Source organism: Nitrosomonas sp. Nm84 (genome assembly GCF_003201565.1).
Lineage (GTDB): Bacteria > Pseudomonadota > Gammaproteobacteria > Burkholderiales > Nitrosomonadaceae > Nitrosomonas.
On sequence record NZ_QJJP01000001.1, the window covers coordinates 258179 to 282771 of the forward strand.

Sequence of the window (24593 nt, forward strand, 5' to 3'; positions counted from 1 at the left end):
ATTTTGCTAATTTACTTAGCAGACCTGCAGTCTTACCATATTAAGCGCGACACACCAATATGGCGAGGAAACTTAGCAACATCAATGTGTTTTAAGGAATCAAGCAAAAAAACAACAATCAATCAAATGATCGTGCGGCGCAGCATATAAGTACAAATACAAACTATCAAACAAGTGTAAGAGGTTATCATGAAACATAGCGAAGATGATTTTAAGCAAGACACCATTCACGATATGCCAGAAGGCAGCACTCCTGATGCGCCATCCAATGAATCAAGGCGCTCTTTCTTTAAAACAACTGGCGCTACGATTCTGGCGGCGCCGTTAGTGCTAACATCACGAAAAAGTGAAGCCCAAGCAATCATATTGCCACCCAGTCCGCCAACCACACCATGGCTGGAAGAATTGCCTGAAACCGTTGAGCCGGTAGCACAAACAGATCTGCTTACGGACTCCTATCTAATACCGCAAGGGGAGGCGAATACCTTATATGATGAATGCGGGCGTGATAAACACCAACGTTGGGCAGATTTCTTTGGTAACCCACAGCTTCAATATGATCAGGCGGATACGTATGAATTAAGAGCCGAAGAAGTTATGGATCATGTATTCCATCCAGATTATCCGCCACAGCTTGTGTGGAACTATATAGGGAAATTCGAAAATGGTGATCCTTATCCCAACCCCACATTTCATGCACGCTATGGACGTCCAGTCATCGTCCGGTTGTATAACGAGTTACCTGATAATCATGTGGGTTTCGGAACACCCGAGATTAGTATGCATCTTCATAACCTGCACACTCCTTCAGAGAGCGATGGCTTCCCTGGCGATTATTTCAGCCAGACAAAATCCGGACCAACGCTCAGTGGACCAGGCAAATATAAAGATCAGTTTTATCCCAATGTCTATGCCGGACTCGATGATTTCCCCAAAGGCCCCAATAATCCTGTTGGGGGCGACAAACGTGAAGCATTGGGTACACTGTGGTATCACGACCACTGCTTGGATTTTACTGCATCCAATGCAAGCCGCGGGTTGGCAGGTTTTTACCTAATATACGACGCTCTCGACTCGGGCGACGAGCATGATCCCAATCCTGCCGCTTTGAGATTGCCGAGTGGCCCTTACGATTATCCGCTGGCGTTTCAGGACAAGCGTTTCGACGCGAATGGCATCCAAATATTCGATCAGCTTAGCCCAGAAGGCACATTCGGCGATAAGATCACAGTTAATGGCAAAATCGAACCCGTGCTGAAAGTAGCCCGCCGTAAATATCGCTTTCGCCTGCTGAATGCGGGACCATCGCGCTTTTATCAGTTTCATCTGGTTAATGAAGCAAATCAGGTGCAAAGCTTCATTTATATCTCCAATGACGGCAATCTTTTGCCCAAGCCACTATTGAATCAGTTCAAAGTTCACTTGGGCGTGGCTGAGCGTGGCGATATTGTTGTGGATTTCTCCAAGTACGCTCTGGGAACTGAGCTTTATCTTGCTAACCGGCTGATACAAACAGATACACGAGGACCGGGCAACGTCAGGGCTCCCGGCATGCGAGTGCTCAAATTTATTATCGACCGTGAGCCTAGCGAACCGGATGTCAGCCGCGTACCGAGCACTTTACGTCCAATACGCCGACCAACTTTGGCCGAAATCGCGGCGGCTCCTGTGAGGACTTGGATATTTTCACGCAAAAACAGCATGTGGTCCATCAATGACAAATTTGTCGATGTCAATTCACCCGCCGCTCGCATAGCTGCAGGTGGCATGGAAATATGGGAACTCCAAAATCCATCCGGTGGCTGGAGCCATCCCGTCCATATTCACTTTGAAGAAGGCCATATCCTAAAAAGATTTAAAAATGGCGTTGAAGTGCCCGTTCCCGCGCATGAAAAAGGGCGTAAGGATGTCTATGTACTGGGACCAAGCGAAAGTATAAGGCTATTTATGCGCTTCCGGGATTTCCCTGGAAAGTATGTGATGCACTGCCACAATATGATCCATGAAGACCACGCCATGATGGTGCGTTGGGATATTGTAGTTTAAAAGGAAGCTATCATGAATAAAGAAAAAACTAATATGAATACGCGCAGGGAAATACTAGCTGGCATGGGTTTGGCCACATTGGGTTTGATCGGATTAAACACCGCGTGGAAAAAACTAAGTCTTGACGATACCGCGCTTAATGCTATCGAGAATAGGGCCGCGCTGGCCACCACCCAGTTTCCAAACGTAACACTCTATACGCATGAAGGAGAAGCCGTCAAATTTTACGATGACCTGATTCGCGATAAAGTTGTCGCTATCAACATGATGTATGCCCAGTGCGCTGGCATCTGCCCGAAAGCAACAGCCAATCTGCTACAAGTGCAAGAGATGCTGGGCGAACGTGCCGGACGTGATGTTTTTATGTATTCAATCACGCTGCAACCCGAGCTGGATACGCCGAGAGGATTGAGACAATACACCGAACGCTATGGTATTAAGTCTGGCTGGAAATTTCTGACCGGTGCGCCGGAAGACATCGAATTAGTTCGTTATCGACTCGGTTTCTTTGATAGTGATGCCAAAGTTGATGATGTGAAAGAGAACCACACCGGAATGGTTCGTATTGGCAATGATGCGCTCAACCGCTGGAGTATGGCTGCTTCTTTATCCGAGCCGAATCAGATTATGGCCACCATTAACCATCTCGATCCGAAAATTGTGCACACGTTCGCGGATAAGTATAGTTAGACTAGTACACAGTAAAACTTTACTAGGTGAGAATCCAATGTCAATCTAAGCAATTATTGACATTGGATTTGTTCATTAGTACGCAATAAGGCAAGTATTGCTCCATCGTAACTGTTTGTTTATGCGGATTCCAGGCTCAGATCAGAAATTTTCGTGTATTGTTGCAAATTACGCTCAGTGATACGCAGCTTATTCAACAAAACAGTCAATTGAGAATAGAATCGATCACTTGCCATGAGCTGTTGCCACTCATCGCCATCTGGATCATCCTCATCAAGATTGCGCCAAAAGAGATTACAAAAGCTACTGAAAGAAACCGGCTGTCTCGCAATCAAGTCTGCTTTGATTTTGGGACTGATCCAGAGATGCCGCCGCGCTATTAAATCCTCGGTGCCTTCATAGACGACAACTGACAGGTAAGCATATAAATCTACTGTGCAACGAATGCTTTCCAGTTCTGATAACTGGCAATGATCGATAGCATTTGCAATCAGTTTTTGCAAAGCAATGGTTGAAATTTTAAGACTAACGCCTGTTTGCAATTTGTAAATTTTATCGAGATACATATCGTCAGTAAAAATAAATGGTAAGCTCAATATTAATGGATGATTCGATTTAGAATCTTAGATAAGGTTCATTTTGATTACAAGCGTTCTCTACAAACAAATAAGAGTAAGTGATTATCCCTAACATAGAAATTCTTCCATCAACACATCCAGAACCATGGCAAAAATCAGTATATCAGCGCTCTCAGCTATTTTATATTTTGGGTAACGCTAAATCAGTGAGGCAAGCCATGACTTCTTCATCGGTTACTTGCGGAAAATCCGCATAAAATTGCCCTACCGCACAAAAATCGCGCGGAGATGACAAGCACACAATTCGATCAGCTTTTCCTTGCAACTTTTTCAAAGTATCAGGCGGAGCTACAGGTATGGCACAAACCAATTCTGCCGGCCTCTTGTCACGCAATGCGTGCAGTGCAGCGATCATCGTTGAACCTGTGGCTAACCCATCATCAATGACAATGACGATACGCCCTGCGGGGTTAACTAACGGACGATTGGGCGTGTACTGCATACGCCGCTGCCGGATTGTTTCCATCTGAACAGACACTTCTTGATTCATGTAATCCTGATCCGCACCCGCTCGCTCGGCATAATCAGCCAAATAAATCCAACCGCTCTCATCAATGGAGCCAATTGCAAACTCAGGATTGTCAGGCGCACGTAGCTTACGTACCAACACCACATCCATTTCACCATTCAGCTGTTGCGCAATCACCTTCGCCATCGGCACAGCGCCTCTGGGAATTGCTAGTATCAACGGATGCTTATCGCGATAATCAGAAAGTGCTTCTGCCAACTTCCTGGCTGCTGCAATACGATCGGCAAAAATCATGATGTGCTCCTCATCATAAATATTCCTTGACGCGATTGATCAGCAGAAGCTCTTTTAAAGAATGAGTGCTCAGCACGTCGTATCTTCCACACAGTTCATCTGCAATGAATGCGGCTTTCCTTAGGTTTCGTTTGCCTTATTGTACAATAATCATAAAAATCATAATATTAAATAGATCAATACATGGTGCACCACAAAACCGCATGTATGAAATGCAAAAAAATTAAGAATGGCCATCGGTACACGCAATGCAACAGACTTATACATGTATTTTTGTAAATTATCATTTCTTTGATAGTTCGATATTCATTGATTGTTCATTCAATAAAATCACTTAAATTGTATTTAATCAGCTTATTAGTGTTCGTTGCAACAGTTCATTATGGCAAACCTTAAAAAGAAGAAGGCAGAATTCCCAAGATAATGGAAACCAAGTAAGCTGATTAGTTAATTACGTTGAAAGCAAATTGTTTATGGTTTCTAACAATCGCTTAATTAAAAAAACAAACCATGGATTATTCATAATCCTCTTCCTCTACTGTTGTGCAAATTTTGCATTTGCTGGTAGCAAGCATGTGAATAATCTGCTTCTCGATCTGGCAATTGAAGAATTCGAAGTTACCACGGCATCCCGGCGCTCGGAAAAACTCACTGAAGTCGCGTCTGCGGTATTTGTCATCACACAAGACGATATCAAACGTTCTGGCGCGACGAATATCCCTGAAGCCTTGCGAATGGCACCTGGTATGGAAGTTGCGCGCATTGGTGCCAATATGGGTGGCATAATCACTTTGATAAAACGATGGAAAAAATTTAAATATTGCAGTCATCTTGAGTGTATTCAGCATGCGGGCTTCAAACTAAATACACAATTGTTATAAATAGCTCACACTGTACCGATAATCCAGATATCCAAGACCTTGAGAAAAACAATTTTATTAATAAGCTCATGACAAAAAAAATATCGCGCCATAATCGTTCGATAGCAGACAAGCTATTATTAATCATTCTCATCAGCTTAGCGTGTTCGATGCTGTTAGTTTTTGTCTTAGTGGCGATCAATGAAATTAGAAGCTCGCTCAGCATTGCACAAGAACAATTAAATGGTTTGGCACGAGTAACTGCTAACAACTCCCAGGCCTCGCTTGCGTTTCTGGATAACAAAAGTGCCCAGGAAACACTGAATTCGCTACGCCAGATCCCTGCTATCACTAAAGCATCTCTTAGTACTCAGGACGGTCATGAAATAGCTAATTTTAGTAATGAAAAACAAATATGGCTTCCTGCCTGGCTATCTTTTCAAGATTTGCATATTATTCAACCAGTCATGGCAGGAGAAGAGCATGTCGGCAACCTGGAAGTACATTATGCACTAGGAGCAATGTGGATACAATTAAGCTGGAACCTTATCGTTTCTGCTTTATCTGTGCTCGCAGCCTTTCTGTTCGCCACATTCTTGGCACGGCGCATGGCATCAAAAGTGATACAACCGATCTATGACTTATCGACAACAGCACAAAAAGTCTCGCATTCAAGACATTACTCATTTCGCGTAACCAGACATAGCGAAAATGATGAGGTAGGCGCGCTAGTAGATGCTTTTAATAGCATGCTCGAACAAATACAGATTAGAGATCAAGAGCTTGTAAAATACTATAGCGATCTTGAACAAAAAATTGAAGAACGGACAGTCGAGTTACGTCAAGCAAAAGAAGCGGCAGAAGCAGCTAATTTAGCCAAATCTCAGTTTCTCGCTGCCATGAGCCATGAGATCCGCACGCCCATGAATGGCGTATTGGGTATGGCGGAGTTATTGCTGGATACGCCATTAAACTCGAAACAGCTCCATCTTATCAATATACTGCATAACTCTGGCGAATCATTGCTGTCTATTATCAATGATATTCTTGATTTTTCTAAAATTGAAGCCGGACGCTTTGAGTTAGAATACATAGACTTCGATCTACATAAATCAATCGAGGATGTCATTGAATTATTTTCCGAGCGAGCTCACAGTAAACAGCTCGAATTAAATTATCGTATCGCACCCAGTGTAACCGAATGGGTTAAAGGTGATCCAACGCGAATACGACAAGTATTAGGTAACTTGATTGGGAATGCCATTAAATTCACCGAACATGGGGAAATTGTGGTCGACGTCAATCTGGAAACCAATTTAAATAACCAAGTTCTCACGAATAATAATGATCCAATTTGGATACGTTTTAGCGTAAGCGATACCGGTATCGGAATTAGTAATACTACACTACCGTGCTTATTTCAGGCTTTTTCACAAGCGGATGGATCGACTACCCGCAAATATGGTGGTACAGGATTGGGTCTGGCAATCTCCAGGCAACTAGTAGAACTGATGGGAGGAAAAAAAATAAGTGTCAATAGTCGTATTGGTCAGGGAACCACTTTCTCGTTTACCCTACCCCTCCTGGCAGGAAAGTGTATTGAGTCAATAGAGTCACCGATAGCAATCTCTAAATTAACCGGAATCAAACTACTAATTGTTGAGGACAACAGTACCACTCGAGACATCTTAAGTACCTATACACTTTCCTGGGGCATGCAAGTCGACGCTGTATCCAATGGTTCAAAAGCCTTAGAAAAAATGCGCGAAGCCGCAGCAAATCAAAAAGCCTATGATCTTGTTCTTGTAGACATGAAAATGGCCAATATGAATGGATTGGAATTGGGGCAGTATATCAAAGCAGATCCCAATTTAGCAAAAACACCATTGATCATGCTAACTTCAACGCATTTCAAGGATGAAGCTGCTGAAGCAAAAAAAGCCGGATTCATCATTTATATGACCAAGCCTATCCGGAAAAAAGACTTGTATCAATGCTTCTTACAAGTACGGACATCAAGCATCAACAAGATTAGTCAGCCTACACAAGAGATAACAGATCAAAATGCTGCAACACCCTCTGTACTTAATGTTCGCCTCCTACTAGCTGAAGATAATCCAGTCAACCAAGAAGTCGCCATGGGAATGCTACGTAATTTCGGTTGCTCCATCGAAGTCGCTCATAACGGTTTAGAGGCTGTAGAAGCGGTAAAACACAAAGCTTATGATTTAGTATTGATGGATTGCATGATGCCTGAAATGGATGGCTATGAGGCAACCAGAGAAATCAGGCGTGGTCAAGAAACTGGTGAAATTCCTTATTTTCCCATCATCGCATTGACAGCTAATGCAATTGAAGGTGATCGTGAAAAATGCCTAGCCGCAGGCATGGATGATTATCTTACCAAACCGATTAAGGCAAAAGATTTGCTCCACATGCTTCAAGTGTGGCTACACACTTCAACAAGAAACACTATCAATACGAGTAATGTGCCGAAAAAAGAGCAAGTCAGCGAATTAGCCATCGATCCGGAAGCATTAGTATCGATTCGCTCGCTTGAAGCAGATTATGGTGATGAACTACTCAGACAAGTCATCCAAACTTATCTTGATAATGCCAACAAGTTGATGCAAGCACTTGAACAAGCATGGAGTACAGGTGATCTCAAAGCTATTCGCATGGTATCCCACACTCTCAAATCTAGCAGTAGCCAAGTTGGCGCGCATAGCTTGGCCGAGCTCTGCCGTAATGTGGAAAATGACGCTCGTGAGTACCGTTATGACATTTCAGGTCAGGCTTTAATTGCTATACAACAAAAATTTATGCAAACATGCATCACACTAAAAGCTTACCTTGATTCATCGCCAATCAATAAAGGAACACACTGATATGTCACAACAGTCTACCGTCATTATCATTGATGATGATCCGCTTATTCGATTGGTAGTCAGCAAGACGCTACAAGCAGCCAATTTAAATACAATCGAAGCAGCAAGTGGTGAGGAAGGATTACAACTGTTTAAAGAAAAAAAAGCAGATGCAATCTTACTTGATGTCATGATGCCATCGGGAATGGATGGCTATGCAACTTGTTCTGAAATAAGAAATCTTCCGGAAGGACGTCATGTACCGATTCTCATGATGACCGGATTGGAAGACTTGGAATCGATCAATCGAGCTTACGAGTTAGGTGCGACCGACTTCATTACTAAGCCGATTAATATTCCATTACTCAGTCACAGAGTCCGGTACATGTTGAAAGGAAGTTACACAACCCAACAACTATTGAAAAGTGAGCAGCGTCTACACCACATGGCTTACTTTGATGATCTCACTGAATTACCTAATCGCCATTTCTTTCAGGAAAATCTGCAACAAATGATCGCTTTGGCACACCGAAAAAAATTGAAACTAGGCGTATTATTTCTCGATCTCGATGGATTTAAGCGCATCAATGACACCCTAGGTCACCATTTGGGTGATTTGGTACTGCAAGCAACCAGTGAACGTTTACGTAAGAACATTCGCGTCAGCGATTCATTCATCCAAACTGGAAGCTATCAAAATAATGTCTCGCTGGCCCGCTTAGGAGGCGATGAATTTACCGCATTATTATCACTCATCGAACACAATGAAGATGCAGCAATTGCAGCAGAACGTATCCGCATTAATTTAGCGCAACCTCTCATTTACGGCGAACATGAGCTCACCACCACAACCAGCATCGGCATCGCTATTTACCCTGATGATGGAGAAACTGCTGAAGATTTGTTGAAAAATGCTGATTTGGCTATGTATTATGCCAAGCGTTCGGGTGGCAATATGTACTGTTATTTCTCAAGCTATATGATGGAAATGGCAGTACGAAAGCTCACGATGGAAAACCATTTACGCAAAGCTATTGAGCGCCGCGAGTTCGATCTACATTACCAACCTCAATTGGATATTGACAAGAAAATCTTTAATGGTGTGGAGGTCTTATTACGATGGGAAAATAAAGAATTGGGAATAATTTCACCGGCTGAATTTATTCCTTTGGCCGAGGAAACTGGGCTAATCATTCATATCGGTGAATGGGTTCTGCGCAAAGCTTGCAGTCAGGCTTATATCTGGTGCAGTCGCGGTATTCCACTTACTCGCATCGCAGTAAATGTCTCGGCGGTTCAACTCCTCCATAGGGGTTTCCCTGCTTTGGTTGGTGCAATACTGACGGAAACCGGGCTGGACCCGAAAATCCTGGAGCTAGAGCTCACCGAGAGCGCATTGATTAACGATGTGGATCTCGTTATTGACATACTGGAACAGCTTAAGCAAGTAGGCGTCCAATTGGCCATTGATGATTTTGGAACAGGTTATTCCAGTTTGAGCCGGCTGATGAATTTTCCCATTGATCGACTCAAAATCGATCAGGCATTTATCCGTAATTTAGAGCAAAACTCAGACAATGGCGCAATTGCCGCTGCGATCATAGCGATGGCCGACAGCATGAATATGAAAGTAACTGCGGAAGGTGTAGAAACTAATGCGCAATTGGATTTTCTACGCAATAAGTGCTGTAACGAGGTACAAGGTTATTTTCTGAGTAAGCCACTACCCGTTGAACAAGCAGAAGAATTTCTTATGAAGCAAGCATAAAATGTGACAAAAATGACCACTGTTATACTTCATTTTATGAAACCTCGGACTCCTTGAAAATCAGCATACATCAATATCCCACCAGCGGAATTCGAAATGGCATACTACACCAACTAAAGAAACCAGCTGATGTAGCTTGACTCAAACCAAACAGTCCCCGAAAAACCAGAAGCGATTCAGAAAGAAATACTAGCTTATCATTACGGAATTTTTTCTGGTTTGGAGAGATATCCAACCTAACCATACTTCTTCCGATTACGCCGACGCTTACTATGCGCGCGCCGGGCTTCAGCTTCAGTCGGTACTGCGGGTTTTTTGTCAGCGTAAGGATTATGGCCGACTTTAAAATCAACTCGTAGTGGTGTGCCGGTCAGTTTAAAAACGTCGCGAAAAGTATTTTCCAGGTAACGTCGATAGGTTTCCGGGACATGATTGAGCATACTGCCATGCACGATGATCAGCGGTGGATTTGAACCACCCTGATGGGCGTAGCGCATTTTGGGACGCGACATCCCACCACGCGGTGGCGGATGTTTCTCAACCGCTGCCATCAGCGCGCGTGTCAGCTTGGGTGTTGATAAGTTCGCCATGGCAGCGGCATAGGCTGTGTCAATCGAAGGCAGCAGATTCTTTATGCCGCTGCCATGCAGTGCCGAGATATAGTGCAATTGTGCAAAGCTCAAGAACGCCAGCTTGCGACTCAACTCCCGTTTAACGGTATCGCGCTGATAGTCGTCCAAATCATCCCATTTATTTACCGCGATGACCAACGCGCGCCCGGCTTCCAATATAAATCCTGCAATATGCGCATCCTGATCGGATATTTCATGGCTTGCATCCAGCACCAGCACGACAACATTAGCATCTTCGATCGCTTGCAAGGTTTTGATGACGGAAAATTTTTCTATCGTTTCAAACACCTGCCCACGACGCCGCAAGCCGGCTGTATCGATCAAGGTATAGTGTTTTTCCTTATATTCGAAATCAATATAAATACTATCCCGTGTCGTGCCTGGCTGATCAAATGCAATCACCCGCTCCTCACCCAGCAACGTGTTTATAAGCGTGGACTTACCGACGTTAGGGCGACCGACGATGGCAATTTTAGGATACTTGCTTTCGGGTGATTCTTCTTCAACCTCTGGAAAATCCGCCAATGCCCAATCGGCGAGTTCCCTGATATTATCGCCATGCATGGCTGATACCGCGCAAGGTTCGCCCAATCCTAGTTCATAAAACTCTGCAGTCACAACGGCTGTCGCCATGCCTTCCGTTTTATTCACCACAAGCAGAATATTTTGTCCGGATTTTCGCAGTTGCTCGGCAATGATTTTATCGTGCGATGTGACGCCCTGACGACCATCGACAATAAACAACACTTTGTCGGCTTCATCGATCGCCTGCAGCGTCTGCTTAGCCATGGCATGTAAAATACCTTCTTTGATAACCGGCTCAAAACCACCGGTATCCATCACCAAATAGGGCTTATCGCCCACTTTGCCATGACCATAATGGCGATCCCGCGTCAAACCCGGAATATCAGCAACGATGGCATCGCGGGTACGAGTCAGGCGATTAAATAAGGTGGATTTGCCGACATTCGGACGACCAACCAGAACAAGTGTGGGTTTCATTATTTTTGCTGCTAGCGCTGTACACGCTCAGTGCCATGAAGTGGAAAAATTACTACCAATTTTGCAGTATAGGTGAATCGTTAAGATCCAGAAAGGCTTACATCAATCACTAAAATTGTGTACTAAATGTGTAAACTCCTCCCTTGGCCGTTTGCACCGCAAGTCCGTCCAGAAATACACTGGGGACGTTCTGAATCGTACTGCCATCGGTTGCTGAACGGGCAATCAATGCGCCGTCGTAATTTCGTAATAAATTGACATAGCCTTGATCATCTGCCACCACGATATATTGTCCATCGATAACGGGACGGGTTAGCTTCTTACTGCCAAGCCTGCTTTGTTTCCACATGCTGGCACCACTGAGTAAATCGTAAGCAGCCACGACGCCTTTTTCTTCAGTGACATAAACATAATCATTATCCATCGCAAGACCGGCACTGCTTGAAGACTCTCGTGCCCATATCTGCGTACCGTCATTAAGCGCAAAACAAGCCACACGCCCCTGGTAGGCAACCGCACAAACAAATCGGTTATTGATCACCGGAGAACTGGTGATATCCGTCATGCGCTCAAGTTCAGTCACGCCACGTGGATGTGAAACAGCAACTTCCCAACCGATATTGCCATTAAATAAACTCATCGCGACCAATTTTCCACCGGGAAAGCCGGCAAACACGGCACCATGCGCAACGGTGACTCCAGCGGTACTGCGTACAGTTAATGAAGGCGTAGCGCCTTGGTAAACCCATTTCCGTTTTCCATCGATGGCGTCGAGACCAAATATCCGACCGTCCAGCGTGCGTACCACTACGATATTATTCTGTATTTGCGGCGGGCTCAAAATTTCACTGGTAACCGACACCTGCCATAGCATATGCCCAGACTCATTGTAAGCAAGCACTTCCCCTTTGAATGTTCCCACCAGAATCAACCCTTCACCGATACCAACTCCGGCAGAAAATTTATTTTTAGTTTTTATCTGCCACAACTCTTTACCGGTAGCCACATCGTATTTTGTTAGTTTTCCTTCTTCGTCCGCTGTATATAATGCGCCGCTATCGTAAGCCGTATAAAAGGACGCGATTTGATTTTCACTGACTTTATGCTTCCATTTTAATGGAATACGATCAGTCGCCTTTAAAGCATCCAGTTCTTCCTTGTCATATACGATGACTTCTTCTTTCACTAGCAAATCAGAAAGTTGCGTACTCATCGATTCGACAATACGCATATCAAATGGATTCATGCTGCCGCAGCCAACCAGCAGCGAAACCACGCCTATTGAAAATAGAGATAATTGCCAGGACTTAGCAGAATTCAACCGAACGATCACGTTAATGACTAATCAGAGTCGCCTAATGCATCCAATTTCATTTGGACAATATTGTAGTAATTGTTATTTTTACTTAACTTATCAATAGCTGCTTGATAGCTGAGCCGTGCTTCAGAAATTTTCTTTGCCGCTGTCAATATGTCACCCTTACGATCTAAATATAAACCGGCAAAAGCCTCACCATGCTGTGTATCCAATATTCTCAATGCTTCATCATATTTTTCTTCATCCAGCAAAATACCAGCAATTCTTAAGCGCGCCAGATCGTGCATTGTTGCTTCTTTTGCATGATCGATTATCCACTGCAGGTTTTGTATGGCACGTTTGTTGTTACCCGCTTCGACATCCGCTTGTGCCGTAATAAGTGCAGCACGGGGCGCATAACCGCTGGATGGAAAACCTGTGGTAAGCAACTGGGCTGCGTCATTGATTTTCGCCGCGTCGCCGCCGGATGTTTTAACTTGTTGTAACAAAATATATAAATCAGCTGCTTGGTGTGCTTGCTTCTGCTGGTAGTACTTCCAGGCTTGTGCACCGCCAAGCGTAACAAGGAACGCTGTTAATAGAATAGTGATGGCATTGCCATATTTATCCCACCATGTTTTGAATCCGTCGATTTTTTCCTGTTCTTCAAGGTTATAAGTTGCCATTGTATGTTCCTGAATAAATAAAGATTCAATAAATTGAGTGAATTTTCAACATCAGTAAGGTGATCATGTGAACATCATTTTCTGATTAACTCAGCAACTGCGGTCAATTTCACACTTACTTGTTCGATGGGTTCACGTAATGGTTTGATCGTAACCTCTTGTGCATTCACCTCATCATCACCAATAATCAGCGCATACCGTGCGCCCGTGGCATCAGCTTTCTTCATTTGCGATTTGAAACTACCGTCGCCACAGTGCAATACCACACTCAGCCTTGCATTACGAAGAAACTCAGCACATTTCCAAGCGTAATCCATCGCTTGTTCGCCTTGATGAACAATATAGATATCCGGTACGGGTTGCTTGATTTCCTTATCATTTTCCTGCATCAACGTAAGTAAACGTTCAATACCCATCGCAAAACCACAGGCTGGCGCAGATTTCCCTCCCACTTGCTCAATCAGACCATCGTACCGCCCACCCGCACAAACAGTTCCTTGTGCGCCTAATTTGTCGGTAATCCATTCAAATACCGTACGATTATAATAATCAAGCCCTCTTACCAGGCGCAAATTAATCTCAAAATTAATGCCTTGTTCGCGCAGTATATGCTGCAATGATTCAAAATGAGTGCACGATTCTTCATCCAGATCATCAATCAGCTTAGGTGCGCCTGCAATGATTTCCTTCATGCCAGGATTTTTGCTATCCAGTATGCGCAGTGGGTTAGTATGTAAGCGCCGCAATGAGTCTTCATCCAGTTTGTCGTGATGCTGCTCAAAGTATTTAATTAACCGGGTGCGATACAACGCACGTGATTCAGCATTACCCAATGTACTGATTTCCAAGCGTAACCCAGGAATTCCCAATAAATCCCACAGACGCGAACACATGATAATCAGCTCTGCATCAATATCCGGTCCTGCATATCCCAATGCTTCGACACCCACCTGATGAAATTGCCGATAACGTCCTTTTTGCGGTCGTTCATGCCGGAACATCGGGCCGGAATAATATAATCTTTGCGGGCCGGCATATAACAGATTATGTTCGATAACAGCACGTACACAGGATGCGGTACCTTCTGGCCGCAATGTTAAACTGTCATTATTGAGATGATCAATGAAGGTATACATCTCTTTTTCGACGATATCAGTGACTTCACCAATCGACCGAATAAACAAATCAGTCTGTTCGACCAAGGGCGTGCGAATATTCCGGTAACCATACGCCGCAAGCCATTGATGTATGATCTGTTCGAAATGTATCCACCGGTAAGATTCATCCGGCAGAACATCATTCATTCCGCGAATTGCTTTAACTCCGTTCACCATCAGACAGTTTTTCTCGGATATTTTTCGCTGACGTATTTATCAACAATCTGACGAAACTCATTGGCAATATTGTCGCCTTTTAAGGTCACGGTTTTTTGCCCATCGACAAATACCGGTGCCACCGGAGTCTCACCGGAACCCGGCAGGCTGATACCGATATTGGCGTGTTTGCTTTCACCGGGACCATTGACCACACAACCCATCACAGCCAATGTCATGTTTTCAACACCTTCATATTGCCCACGCCACACGATCATTTCATCTCGCACATACGCTTGAATACTTTCGGCCAATTCCTGGAAATAAGTGCTGGTGGTACGACCGCATCCCGGACAGGCAGCTACTAGCGGAACGAATGCACGCAGTCCCATGGTTTGCAGAATTTCCTGTGCGACAATCACTTCCCGCGAGCGGCTTCCACCCGGTTCCGGTGTTAACGAAATGCGAATGGTATCCCCGATGCCTTCCTGTAAAAGCACTGCCAATGCCGCTGTCGACGCCACGATACCTTTAGAGCCCATGCCTGCTTCCGTCAATCCCAAGTGCAATGCATAGTCACATCGCGCAGCCAATTCACGGTAAACCATGATCAGATCCTGCACACCGCTTACTTTACAGGATAAAACAATTTTATCGCGATTAAGACCAATCTCCTCCGCCCTGGCTGCGCTTTCCAACGCTGATGTGATCAATGCTTCCCGCATCACATATTTGGCATCCTGTGGATCACTGGAAGCTGCATTTTCATCCATAATACGCGCCAGCATCTCCGGATCAAGACTGCCCCAATTGACACCGATACGCACGGGTTTATCGTATTTGCAGGCCGTTTCAATCAGGATGGTAAATTGCTCATCGCGCTTTTTACCCTGTCCGACGTTGCCAGGGTTGATACGAAATTTTGCTAAAGCTTTTGCGCATTCCGGGTAACTGGTCAGTAATTTATGACCATTGAAATGAAAATCACCGACCAGCGGCACATGACACCCCATATCATCCAAGCGCGCACGAATTCCCGGTACGGCACTTGCCGCTTCCATTGAATTGACAGTAATCCGTACCAATTCAGATCCTGCGCGCGCTAACTGTGCAACTTGCTCGGTGGTAGCCATTTCATCGACCGTATCGGTATTAGTCATCGACTGCACTACGACCGGTGCACCGCCACCCACCATGACAGTCCCGACCCTGACACCCACACTGGATCGACGCTTTATAGAGAAATTATTTTCTGACATAATTTATGTTATATATAGATCAAAAGATTACAAACATTTTATTTGAGTGTAAAGCGTGCGGTTCCGTCTTGCTTTTTGTAGGAAGGAATATTAATTTCCTGATCATTATAGGTGAGATTGACTCCCGATGCATTGCCCAAAACAATCGACAATGGCCGCTTACCCACGACCATTTGCTCACTACCGCCCTTCTTAAGTTGCTCAAATACGGAAGCACCCTTGCCGTCCACTACTTTGACCCATGAATCCGCAGTAAATTTAAAATATAAATTACCTAAGTCACTGGATGCAGCAGCCGGCTTCTCCATATCTTGCACAATAGATTTGTTTTCTGCCGCGACAGCCAGCGTCTCAGTTTTTACACCAGATTCGATATTCTGGGATTTCTCATTATTTATTTGGATACTCGGTTCCGGTGCCTTGTTAGTTTGGGTATTGGGCGCATTTTTAATGGTTGGCGATAAAGGCAACTGAATTTCAACGGATGCCTTCTCAGTAGTCTTCTTTATTTCATTGTTCATCGCACTACTACTATCCGATGCTTTATTCCAGATACCATACTCAGAAGTAAAGTAAGCCCCTAAAATAACAGCGAATAGGATAATGATAATGATGAGTCGATTGTTACCAGAGCCTTCCCGGTTTGAAGAGAACGATATTTGTTTATTTGTAAGTGGCGTTCGTTCATAGGTTGATATTACTGGAACCGACTCAGGAAGCATTTGCAATAGCGGGGTTGAATCCAATTGAACAAGATTCGCATAATTACGGATAAAACCACGCAAGAATGTACGCCCCGGTAATTTTCCAAAATCTTCTTTCTCAATCGCTTCAACTTGTTGTACTGAAATACGTAATTGCCGGGACACATCGTCTATACTCATACCTTTAGCGATTCTCGCCCTACGCAATATATGCCCGACGCTTTGCACAATACTTGCAGAATCAATATTATTGTTCTGATTGATCAAAAATGTGCCGGAATCAGTCATCCGTTCTGTGTTTGATCCCCTCACATCTATTTCTTCTGATGCCAGCATGTCTTGACTCATCGTTAAATCTTGCTGAATATTATCTTGCGCATTGTCATGCGCAGTATGTGGCAAATGATTCCGCATCGCTGTATTTAAATCGATATTAACTGAATCATCTGAAAGTTGATCATTATTGTTATTGCTCTGATTGTTATTGTTCATTATCTGATTTTTCCTTCTCGAATAGCGACTGCTTCTTTAGAATCAGGGAAGTGCTTCTGCAGCTGAAAAATATAGCTATCAGCAGCCAATTGATCGCCCTTTGCCTGCTCAATCTGTATTGCCAAAAACAAACTCTCAGGAGTAGATGAGTTACTTTGCAATAAATCAGTCAGTTTTGATTTTGCACTCGCTAAATTACCACGTTGAAAATCGATATCAACTAATCCAATCAACGCAGACAGATAATTGGGCTGAATTGACAGTGCTTTCTGGAAAAATACTTGTGCTTCATGATATCTCTGGCGCTTAAGTTCGCACAGACCCGCATTGGTAAATGCCATTTCCGGCGTTAAATAAAGCGGATCCTGTGTTGCTACCATAAAATGATCTATCGCCTGGTCCATACGCTGTGGAATATGCTGGCATAAAAACCATCCATAATTATTATTTATTTCAGAGCTCTTAGGTGCAAGCCGAATTGCCTGCTCGAAGTTATCCAGTGCCTTATTATCCTCATTGATCGCCATATTCACCAAACCCAATACATTGTATGCAGGCGCATAATTGGATTGAGCTTTGAGTGCTTCCGCCACCTCCTCTATCGCAACATCAAATTGCCTTCTATGGAAATACTCGGCAGCCAATTCTGTGTGAATTTTAGCGCTTTGGTGCGCTCGCTCTAATTTAGCCTGCTCGGACATTCCGTTTTCGATCGTTTGCTGTACACAAGCACTTAACCATAGAAGATGCAGCGCTATAAAAGAAACTAAGCGATATTTTTTCACTTCACTGCTTCCATTTTTACATGCGCTGCTGTGCGGCGTGTTTTATCTTTTACTTGACCTGCTAGTTGGCCACAAGCAGCCGCAATATCATCACCGCGAGTTTTCCTGACCGTTGTAACAAATCCTGCCTGCATCAATATATCTCTAAAAATATCGACAGCCTCCGACGGAGAGCGTTTAAAGTCAGATCCGGGAAAGGAGTTAAAGGGGATGAGATTAAATTTGCAAGGTATGTCTTGCACTAACTTTATGAGCTCGCGGGCATGCGCGATACTGTCATTCACACCATCCAGCATTACATATTCAAACGTTATAAAATCCCTGGGCGCTACTGCCAGATAACGCTGACAAGCCGCCAATAATTCCTTGATTGGATATTTTTTATTAATAGGCACCAACTGATCACGTAAATTATCATTTGGCGCATGTAAAGACACCGCCAGGGCTACCGGACAGCGCTCACGCAATCGATCCATCGCTGGCACCAAGCCCGACGTACTGACCGTAACACGACGCCGTGACAGCCCATATGCGTGATCATCCAACATTAAATCCAGTGCCATGACGACATTCTCGAAATTGGCCAGCGGCTCCCCCATCCCCATCATGACCACATTACTCACTACTCGGTTCGCGTCAGTGATGGCAGCACTTGAATCACTTTTGAGCGTCTTATTTGCAATCCACAATTGCCCAATAATTTCCGCAACCGTTAAATTACGATTAAAACCTTGCTTACCTGTCGAGCAAAAAGTACAGGCCAGAGCACACCCAACCTGACTGGAAACACATAAGGTACCACGGCTCACTTCAGGAATGAAAACAGTTTCGATGCCGTTGCCGGCCCCAACTGATAGCAACCATTTACGTGTTCCATCTGCTGCCACATGATCAGAAATAATTTGCGGCGACTCAATGACGGCCAATGCCGTCAATTTTTCACGGAAGCCTTTCGCCAGATCACTCATAGCGACAAAATCAGTCATGCCAAATTGATGAATCCAGCGCAATAATTGTTTTGCACGAAACGGCTTCTCTCCGATTTCCTTACAAAAATCGGTTAAGCCTTTAACATCATAATTGAGCAGATTGGTAGTCACTATCGTGATAGTTATGAGATTTAACGAGAATAGATATTCAATGTTGGGAAAAAGCAAGCAATCTCAACCGCAGCAGTTTCAGGTGCATCTGAACCATGCACCGCATTAGCATCAATGCTGTCTGCAAAATCGGCGCGAATAGTTCCTTTTTCCGCTTTTTTAGGATCTGTAGCGCCCATGAGATCCCTGTTCTTTTTTATGGCTTCATCCCCTTCCAATACTTGCACCATTACTGGACCGGATGTCATGAATTTTACTAAATCACCGAAAAATGGGCGTTCACGATGCACTGCATAAAATTGCTCGGCATCAGCTTGTGATAAATGCATCATACGAGCCGCAATGATCTTTAAACCATTTGATTCAAAACGAGAATAAATTTCTCCAATTACATTTTTCGCCACAGCATCCGGTTTAATAATGGATAATGTCTTTTCAATTGCCATCAAATACTCCAATAAATTAGTAAATTAATCGTGTATTTTAACAAAAAACACAGACTCAATTCGAAAAAACATACCGTATCAAGCGATAAGCAAGCCGCTTATTTGAAAAAACTTATCCAGACAAGCACTTCGTTATTAAATCAGATAGGATTTATCGACTATGGAATCGGATTAATGGCGATCACGAAAATATTTCTTGTTCTCGTAATAGGTTTCCTTACTATTATCTTCAACCCAACCAGGGTAGCCTAAAAGTGGAATAGGCGTCAGATCAGCGTTTGACGACAAGGATTTTAATAGAAAAGACTCTAACATCAAATCAATCGATTGGAACTGATCCAATAAGGTTTGATCAAGAAATGTTTCATCAACATTAAAAACAATCCCCTTACCCGTCATACCCATATAGGGATTTAATGCTTTCTCATACAATCCATGACCAAAAACAAAAAAACGCATGGATGACAATATCGCTTCACGTTCTCGCCAGAACAACTGCTTCCATTCAAAATTCCTTAATAATTGTATTAATATTTTCTGGCTACTTACAACGATAACACCGGATTCATCAAAAAGTGTTGCGGCATCCCTCAATACACTGCGCTGTTTGATTTTATTAATTGATTCAAATAACTGAGTTTGATAATGTAATTGATTGAGTGCCGACTTAGCGCGAGGAAAGATTTGCCATACCATCGCATTAAAAAAGTCATGCCAATTTTTAGTTCTTGTCTGCACCTGGCCTGTTAAATAAATTGTAGATTCATAGTTTTGTTCAACACATTGTTTTCCGCGTGTTATGGGTACGAAGCAGACTTTCTTTCCTGATCGAGTCACAATCCGCTGTTTTTGTTGAATGCTTAAATTATTCAAATCAGAAAGCTCGGGCCAATACTGCATGGCTGCAACATATTCCTTTAAATGCCGAAAGGATCCAAATATTGGAGAAATATCCATAAAATTGGAATCCCAACTCTGAATGTTCATAATCAGTCGATATGATTTACTGATCTATAGCTATATCACGAATGCTTTTCTCACTTTCTGCGCGCAAAAGCTTTAAATGCGCAAGTCCAAAGTGAATGAATGCAAGTGCCGTAAAAATTGGTGCTAACAAATTAATAACAGGTACAAATTGAATAAAACCTGTCAGCAATCCTAGTCCCCATAGTGAAAATCTATTAGAAGCACATATTATTTTGATCTCTTGTTTACTGGCATGTTCAGATAAAGCGTCATAACGAAATAACTGTTGATTCATAAAAGCTGCTGCCACAAAAGGAATAATAATGCCTGCCCCGATTGTCCATAATGGCAAGGTAACAACCCACATAAGAATAAAAATACCGATAGCAAGCATCGCATTAATAATACTTCCACTGATACTGCCCCCATGCTCGCGTTTCAGCCCCGGATAATTACGATTGGCAACCAATTTTATAAGTGCAGGCATCACAAAAATTGTTGTAATAACTAATGTCGTTATTATGATGAGTGGAACAAATATAATAATATGCAATAAGCTTTGAATACTGACAGCGACCCAGTCAGACTCAACATTCTTGAGCCATTCGCCAATACCCATCTCACTGAAGGCTTGATAAGTTAATTCTGAGAAATTATCCCAAAAGAAGTAACCGATTGTGAGCCAAAAAAGCGTTGCAACTAAAATTGGCCAAACTATAATCCAAGCAACCTTGAATCGTATTAGGTCTCTGAGTGCATTTACAATTGCTTTAAATACAGAGGGCATATTTTGAGTTCACAGTAAGAATATATATTTGATCTTAAAATGGCAATTATCTACGATATTATTCTGTTTTACTAATCCTAATCCAGCGAGAAGAATAGCTAACATAATTGATGACAAGTTAAATTCAGATGATAGCTACTACATCGTAAATAAATTTGACAATCTACCGTAATTAAATCTATAAAAATACATATGAATCAATATCGCTTTCCTCTATTGTCGAAAATTGAAAAAATCAATCAAATCAAACCCATTACAACAATAGATGAAAGTAAGTTTAAGTACTAAAGTTTTATATAAAAATGTCGATTAAATATTTAATAAAGCCCATTAAGAAGGAAGGAAAATGAAAATAGATAAATCATTACAGTCAGTAACCACCGTCTCTGTTAATGATGGAAAAAGGCGCACTGATCTCGTATCTAGCCCTAATACAACACAAGAAAATAATGTACACCTGAGTCCGAATGCCACAAAGCTACAAAATATAGACGGTACTTCGGCTGGTGATTCAATTGTAAATACGGTCCGAGTTCAGGAAATCAAACAAGCCATCAGTGAAGGTAATTTTCGGATAAATCCAGAAGTTATCGCTGATCGACTTCTCGAAACCGTTAAAGAACTAATACAATCTAGAAAGGATGCTGTTTAATGACATCATTTTTACATTCATCAAACTTTACCTCAGTTTTAGAGGCTGAAAAAAGTACTTTAGGAAAATTTATTGAAATTCTTAAAGAAGAAGAAGATGCTTTGGTTCAAGGGAAAATAGAGGAAATTGATTATCTCTCCTCAAATAAATCACGCCTGATCGAAAAATTGATACAAATTGATGGTCATCGTAACGAATATTTAAAAAATCAAGGTCTTGCTTTAGAGAAAAGTAGTATAAGTAACTGGTTAGAAAAACAACTCTTAAATCAACCTGGAATACAAACTTTATGGAATGAACTATTAGCGTTGGCACAGATAGCCCAAAAAATTAACCACTCAAACGGTTTAATTATCTCAACTCACCTTCAAAATAATCAGCGTGCTTTTGCTGCATTGCACTGTGCAGCAGGAAACGTTTCCCTATATGGATCCAAAGGTCAAACTTATATTTAATTTTTATTTTTTCTAATTTTTAGTATCTCTACCAATCGGTATTTCAGTTACTTTATCAGGATCAGTTGCTAAGATCATTACAGCAACTCGCCGATTTCTTTTCCTACCCTCAGGCGTTTCATTAGTCTCCATCGGTCTATTCTCACCATAGCCTACAGCGGTCAATCGACTCGCTTCGACGCCATTTTCTACAAACAATCTGATCACACTACTCGCGCGAGCTGCTGATAACTCCCAGTTTGACGGAAAGTTTTCAGTATGTATTGGCAAATTATCTGTATGTCCCTCTACCTGAATTTCATGCTCGTGGTCTTTTATAACATGAGCAACTGCTTGTAGCGCCAAGCTAGAATTGTCAGCAAGCTTAGCTTGCCCCGGGGAAAAAAGAACACTTGCGTTAATTTCCACAGTGATTCCAAGCGAGCTCTGCGTAACTCTTACTTGACCATCCTTTACCAAAGGCTCCAGCGCGTGAAGAATACTCTTAGCCATACTGCGCATTTTTTCTTGCTTTTTCGCTTTACTAGAACTTAGCTCATCAATAGGTCTGATTGAATTAACTTGCTCCGATTGTGGAATGTGAATAGGTGTAAATTCCGTGGATTGTGCAGATATTAAACTTGATGAATTACTACTTTTAAACGCACTAACTAATGAATGGCTTAGAACGCGATATTTATCTTCATTAATTGAAGAAATCGCATACATCACTATAAAAAATGCAAATAGTAATGTGATAAAGTCCGCGTATGAAACGAGCCAGCGCTCATGATTCTCGGTAGATTCATCACTTCTTAATTTTCTTCTTTTTAACATGAAATACTCAAAAGATCAGAACAATACTTAAATTTAGGCTGGTGCTAAATGTAATAACCTTCCAACCGGTTCTCAATAAACCGAGGATTCTCACCACTTGCGATGGCTACAAATCCATCAACCAAAATCTCTTGCATAACCACTTGCTCATTAATTATGCTTTTTAGCTTATTAGCGATAGGTAAACAAACCAAGTTTGCCAGCCCTACTCCGTATACTGTTGCCACAAAGGCAACTGCAATACCACTCCCCAGAAGCTCGGGATCCGTTAAATTTTCCATGACATGAATCAAACCCAATACAGCACCCAATATGCCAATTGTCGGCGCGTACCCCCCAGCAGCTTCCCAAATTCGAGCAGATTGGCGCTGATGCATTTCTAAGGCTGAGATATCAATTTCCAAAACTTCTCGCAGTTTCTCTGCAGTACTCCCATCAGCAAGTAACTGCAGTCCTTTCTTTGCCAACGGATCTTTTACCACTGATACATGCGACTCAAGGGCCAACAAGCCATCTTTCCGAGCAATATGGGACCAATTAATGATTTGTTTGATTAAGGCTTGTGGCGAGTTATCGGGTGGAAAAAACACCCATGCACTCATTTTGATTCCATTCAGAAAAATTTTGACCGGACTTTGCAACAAAACAGCTCCAACAGTACCACCCATGACAATTAAAAATGCGGCAGTTTGAATTAGAGAACCCGCATGACCGCCTTCAAGTATCTGTCCGCCAATGATTGCAACAAAAGCCAACGAAATACCAACAACGCTATTCAAATCCATTTTTGATTTTTTATTCATCGAAAAATCGCTTCATTACAATGGATGATTTATAAATAACATATCAAGAATTTCTTAAGCGGCTGCGTAAACGCGCTACTGCCTGGGTATGTAGCTGGCAAACGCGCGACTCACTGACTCCAAGCACCTCGCCAATCTCTCTTAGATTCATTTCTTGCTCATAATGCATCCCCATCACCTGTTTTTCTCGAGGTGGAAGATTATCAATGGCAGCAATCAGTTGAGTTCTAAAATTCTCATCCAGCAATGTATTGAGCGGGTCTCCCTCTGAATCCACCAATAGGCGATCCAGAAATGGCTCCTCATCATCTTGTTGGAAATCCTCGTAATAAATTAACTGGGCGCCTCGTGCGCTTTGTAATGTCTCATGATATTCATCCAGCGACATATCCAGCTCACACGCCAGATCCAGTTCACTCGGCGCGCACCCTTTACGTTGTTCTAATAAATTGACAGCAGCTTCTATACGACGCATTTTTTTTCGTATACTGCGCGGCAACCAATCTGCTTCGCGCAATTCATCTAAAATAGAACCACGTATGCGTTGCGCCGCATAGCTCTCAAATTGCCGGCCATATGAACCTTCATAACGGCTGATCGCATCCAACAAACCGATCATTCCGGCTTGAATCAGATCATCGACTTGTACGCTCGCCGGCAAACGGGTCATCATGTGATAAGCGATGCGCTTTACCAATGGCGTGAATTCGATAACAAATTGTTCTTTATCAATCGTTTTAGTTCCAGTCGCAGTATACATAATCAA

23 protein-coding genes are annotated in these 24593 nt (G+C 42.8%); 7 read left to right on the forward strand and 16 right to left on the reverse strand.

Annotated features, from left to right (window positions below; all coding sequences use genetic code 11):
• The first annotated feature begins 189 nt into the window (after window positions 1–189).
• Window positions 190–2046, forward strand: coding sequence for a multicopper oxidase family protein (locus C8R34_RS01260; protein WP_258364297.1), 1857 nt, complete (start codon window positions 190–192; stop codon window positions 2044–2046).
• Window positions 2047–2058: 12 nt separating this feature from the next.
• Window positions 2059–2736 (forward strand): SCO family protein, encoded by a 678-nt coding sequence (locus C8R34_RS01265; protein WP_207896420.1) that lies wholly within the window; start codon window positions 2059–2061, stop codon window positions 2734–2736.
• Between the two features lie 119 nt (window positions 2737–2855).
• Here C8R34_RS01265 and C8R34_RS01270 read toward each other — a convergent pair whose 3' ends face one another.
• Both C8R34_RS01270 and C8R34_RS01275 read right to left on the reverse strand, forming a co-directional pair.
• The gene (locus C8R34_RS01270; protein ID WP_258364298.1) at window positions 2856–3332 is read right to left on the reverse strand and encodes a hypothetical protein; all 477 of its coding nucleotides are present in this window, start codon (window positions 3330–3332) and stop codon (window positions 2856–2858) included.
• Between the two features lie 163 nt (window positions 3333–3495).
• Window positions 3496–4137 carry a phosphoribosyltransferase gene (locus C8R34_RS01275; protein ID WP_110337052.1) on the reverse strand — a complete coding sequence of 214 codons (642 nt, stop codon included), beginning with the start codon at window positions 4135–4137 and terminating at the stop codon, window positions 3496–3498.
• Between the two features lie 575 nt (window positions 4138–4712).
• Here C8R34_RS01275 and C8R34_RS16790 point away from each other — a divergent pair.
• From C8R34_RS16790 to C8R34_RS01290, 3 genes are all read left to right on the forward strand, one after another.
• Window positions 4713–5018 carry a TonB-dependent receptor plug domain-containing protein gene (locus C8R34_RS16790; protein WP_258364299.1) on the forward strand — a complete coding sequence of 102 codons (306 nt, stop codon included), beginning with the start codon at window positions 4713–4715 and terminating at the stop codon, window positions 5016–5018.
• 68 nt (window positions 5019–5086) lie between these two features.
• Window positions 5087–7885: a response regulator gene (locus tag C8R34_RS01285; protein ID WP_110337054.1), complete on the forward strand. Its 2799-nt coding sequence runs from the start codon at window positions 5087–5089 to the stop codon at window positions 7883–7885.
• 1 nt (window position 7886) lies between these two features.
• Window positions 7887–9632 (forward strand): EAL domain-containing protein, encoded by a 1746-nt coding sequence (locus C8R34_RS01290; RefSeq protein WP_110337056.1) that lies wholly within the window; start codon window positions 7887–7889, stop codon window positions 9630–9632.
• A gap of 236 nt (window positions 9633–9868) precedes the next feature.
• Here the strand turns inward: C8R34_RS01290 and der are convergent, their stop codons facing one another.
• The 11 genes from der to C8R34_RS01345 form a co-directional block, all read right to left on the reverse strand.
• Window positions 9869–11266, reverse strand: a complete 1398-nt coding sequence (der, locus tag C8R34_RS01295; RefSeq protein WP_110337058.1) for a ribosome biogenesis GTPase Der — start codon at window positions 11264–11266, stop codon at window positions 9869–9871.
• Window positions 11267–11375: 109 nt separating this feature from the next.
• Window positions 11376–12599, reverse strand: coding sequence for an outer membrane protein assembly factor BamB (bamB, locus tag C8R34_RS01300; RefSeq protein ID WP_309146167.1), 1224 nt, complete (start codon window positions 12597–12599; stop codon window positions 11376–11378).
• 8 nt (window positions 12600–12607) lie between these two features.
• The gene (locus tag C8R34_RS01305; protein WP_110337060.1) at window positions 12608–13249 is read right to left on the reverse strand and encodes a tetratricopeptide repeat protein; all 642 of its coding nucleotides are present in this window, start codon (window positions 13247–13249) and stop codon (window positions 12608–12610) included.
• A 74-nt stretch (window positions 13250–13323) separates the two neighbouring features.
• Entirely contained in the window at window positions 13324–14583 is a 1260-nt protein-coding gene (hisS, locus tag C8R34_RS01310) for a histidine--tRNA ligase (RefSeq protein ID WP_110337062.1), read from the reverse strand.
• On the reverse strand, window positions 14583–15821 hold the full coding sequence (ispG, locus tag C8R34_RS01315) for a flavodoxin-dependent (E)-4-hydroxy-3-methylbut-2-enyl-diphosphate synthase (RefSeq protein ID WP_110337064.1): 1239 nt from the start codon (window positions 15819–15821) through the stop codon (window positions 14583–14585). Before ispG ends, hisS begins: the two co-directional genes overlap by 1 nt.
• A gap of 38 nt (window positions 15822–15859) precedes the next feature.
• Entirely contained in the window at window positions 15860–17017 is a 1158-nt protein-coding gene (locus C8R34_RS01320) for a RodZ domain-containing protein (RefSeq protein ID WP_110337066.1), read from the reverse strand.
• Complete coding sequence (pilW, locus tag C8R34_RS01325; RefSeq protein ID WP_110337068.1) at window positions 17017–17802, reverse strand: type IV pilus biogenesis/stability protein PilW; 786 nt, start codon at window positions 17800–17802, stop codon at window positions 17017–17019. The genes C8R34_RS01320 and pilW overlap by 1 nt, the downstream gene beginning before the upstream one ends.
• Window positions 17799–18902 carry a 23S rRNA (adenine(2503)-C(2))-methyltransferase RlmN gene (gene rlmN / locus C8R34_RS01330; RefSeq protein WP_110337070.1) on the reverse strand — a complete coding sequence of 368 codons (1104 nt, stop codon included), beginning with the start codon at window positions 18900–18902 and terminating at the stop codon, window positions 17799–17801. The genes pilW and rlmN overlap by 4 nt, the downstream gene beginning before the upstream one ends.
• A 20-nt stretch (window positions 18903–18922) precedes the next feature.
• A complete protein-coding gene (gene ndk, locus C8R34_RS01335; protein ID WP_110337072.1) occupies window positions 18923–19348 on the reverse strand; it encodes a nucleoside-diphosphate kinase in 426 nt (141 codons plus the stop codon).
• A gap of 171 nt (window positions 19349–19519) precedes the next feature.
• On the reverse strand, window positions 19520–20248 hold the full coding sequence (locus C8R34_RS01340; protein ID WP_258364300.1) for a DUF3025 domain-containing protein: 729 nt from the start codon (window positions 20246–20248) through the stop codon (window positions 19520–19522).
• 103 nt (window positions 20249–20351) lie between these two features.
• Window positions 20352–21101: an EI24 domain-containing protein gene (locus C8R34_RS01345; protein ID WP_110337076.1), complete on the reverse strand. Its 750-nt coding sequence runs from the start codon at window positions 21099–21101 to the stop codon at window positions 20352–20354.
• Between the two features lie 346 nt (window positions 21102–21447).
• Between C8R34_RS01345 and flgM the strand changes: the two genes are divergently transcribed.
• Both flgM and C8R34_RS01355 read left to right on the forward strand, forming a co-directional pair.
• Window positions 21448–21753 carry a flagellar biosynthesis anti-sigma factor FlgM gene (gene flgM / locus C8R34_RS01350; protein WP_110337078.1) on the forward strand — a complete coding sequence of 102 codons (306 nt, stop codon included), beginning with the start codon at window positions 21448–21450 and terminating at the stop codon, window positions 21751–21753.
• Complete coding sequence (locus tag C8R34_RS01355) at window positions 21753–22208, forward strand: flagella synthesis protein FlgN (protein ID WP_110337080.1); 456 nt, start codon at window positions 21753–21755, stop codon at window positions 22206–22208. The genes flgM and C8R34_RS01355 overlap by 1 nt, the downstream gene beginning before the upstream one ends.
• 12 nt (window positions 22209–22220) lie before the next feature.
• Here the strand turns inward: C8R34_RS01355 and motD are convergent, their stop codons facing one another.
• From motD to C8R34_RS01370, 3 genes are read right to left on the reverse strand one after another with little or no spacing between them, the layout of a single operon-like run.
• Complete coding sequence (gene motD, locus C8R34_RS01360; protein WP_110337082.1) at window positions 22221–23024, reverse strand: flagellar motor protein MotD; 804 nt, start codon at window positions 23022–23024, stop codon at window positions 22221–22223.
• Between the two features lie 44 nt (window positions 23025–23068).
• Window positions 23069–23827 carry a flagellar motor protein gene (locus C8R34_RS01365; RefSeq protein ID WP_258364301.1) on the reverse strand — a complete coding sequence of 253 codons (759 nt, stop codon included), beginning with the start codon at window positions 23825–23827 and terminating at the stop codon, window positions 23069–23071.
• A gap of 43 nt (window positions 23828–23870) precedes the next feature.
• The gene (locus C8R34_RS01370; protein WP_110337084.1) at window positions 23871–24587 is read right to left on the reverse strand and encodes an RNA polymerase sigma factor FliA; all 717 of its coding nucleotides are present in this window, start codon (window positions 24585–24587) and stop codon (window positions 23871–23873) included.
• Window positions 24588–24593: the final 6 nt, after the last annotated feature.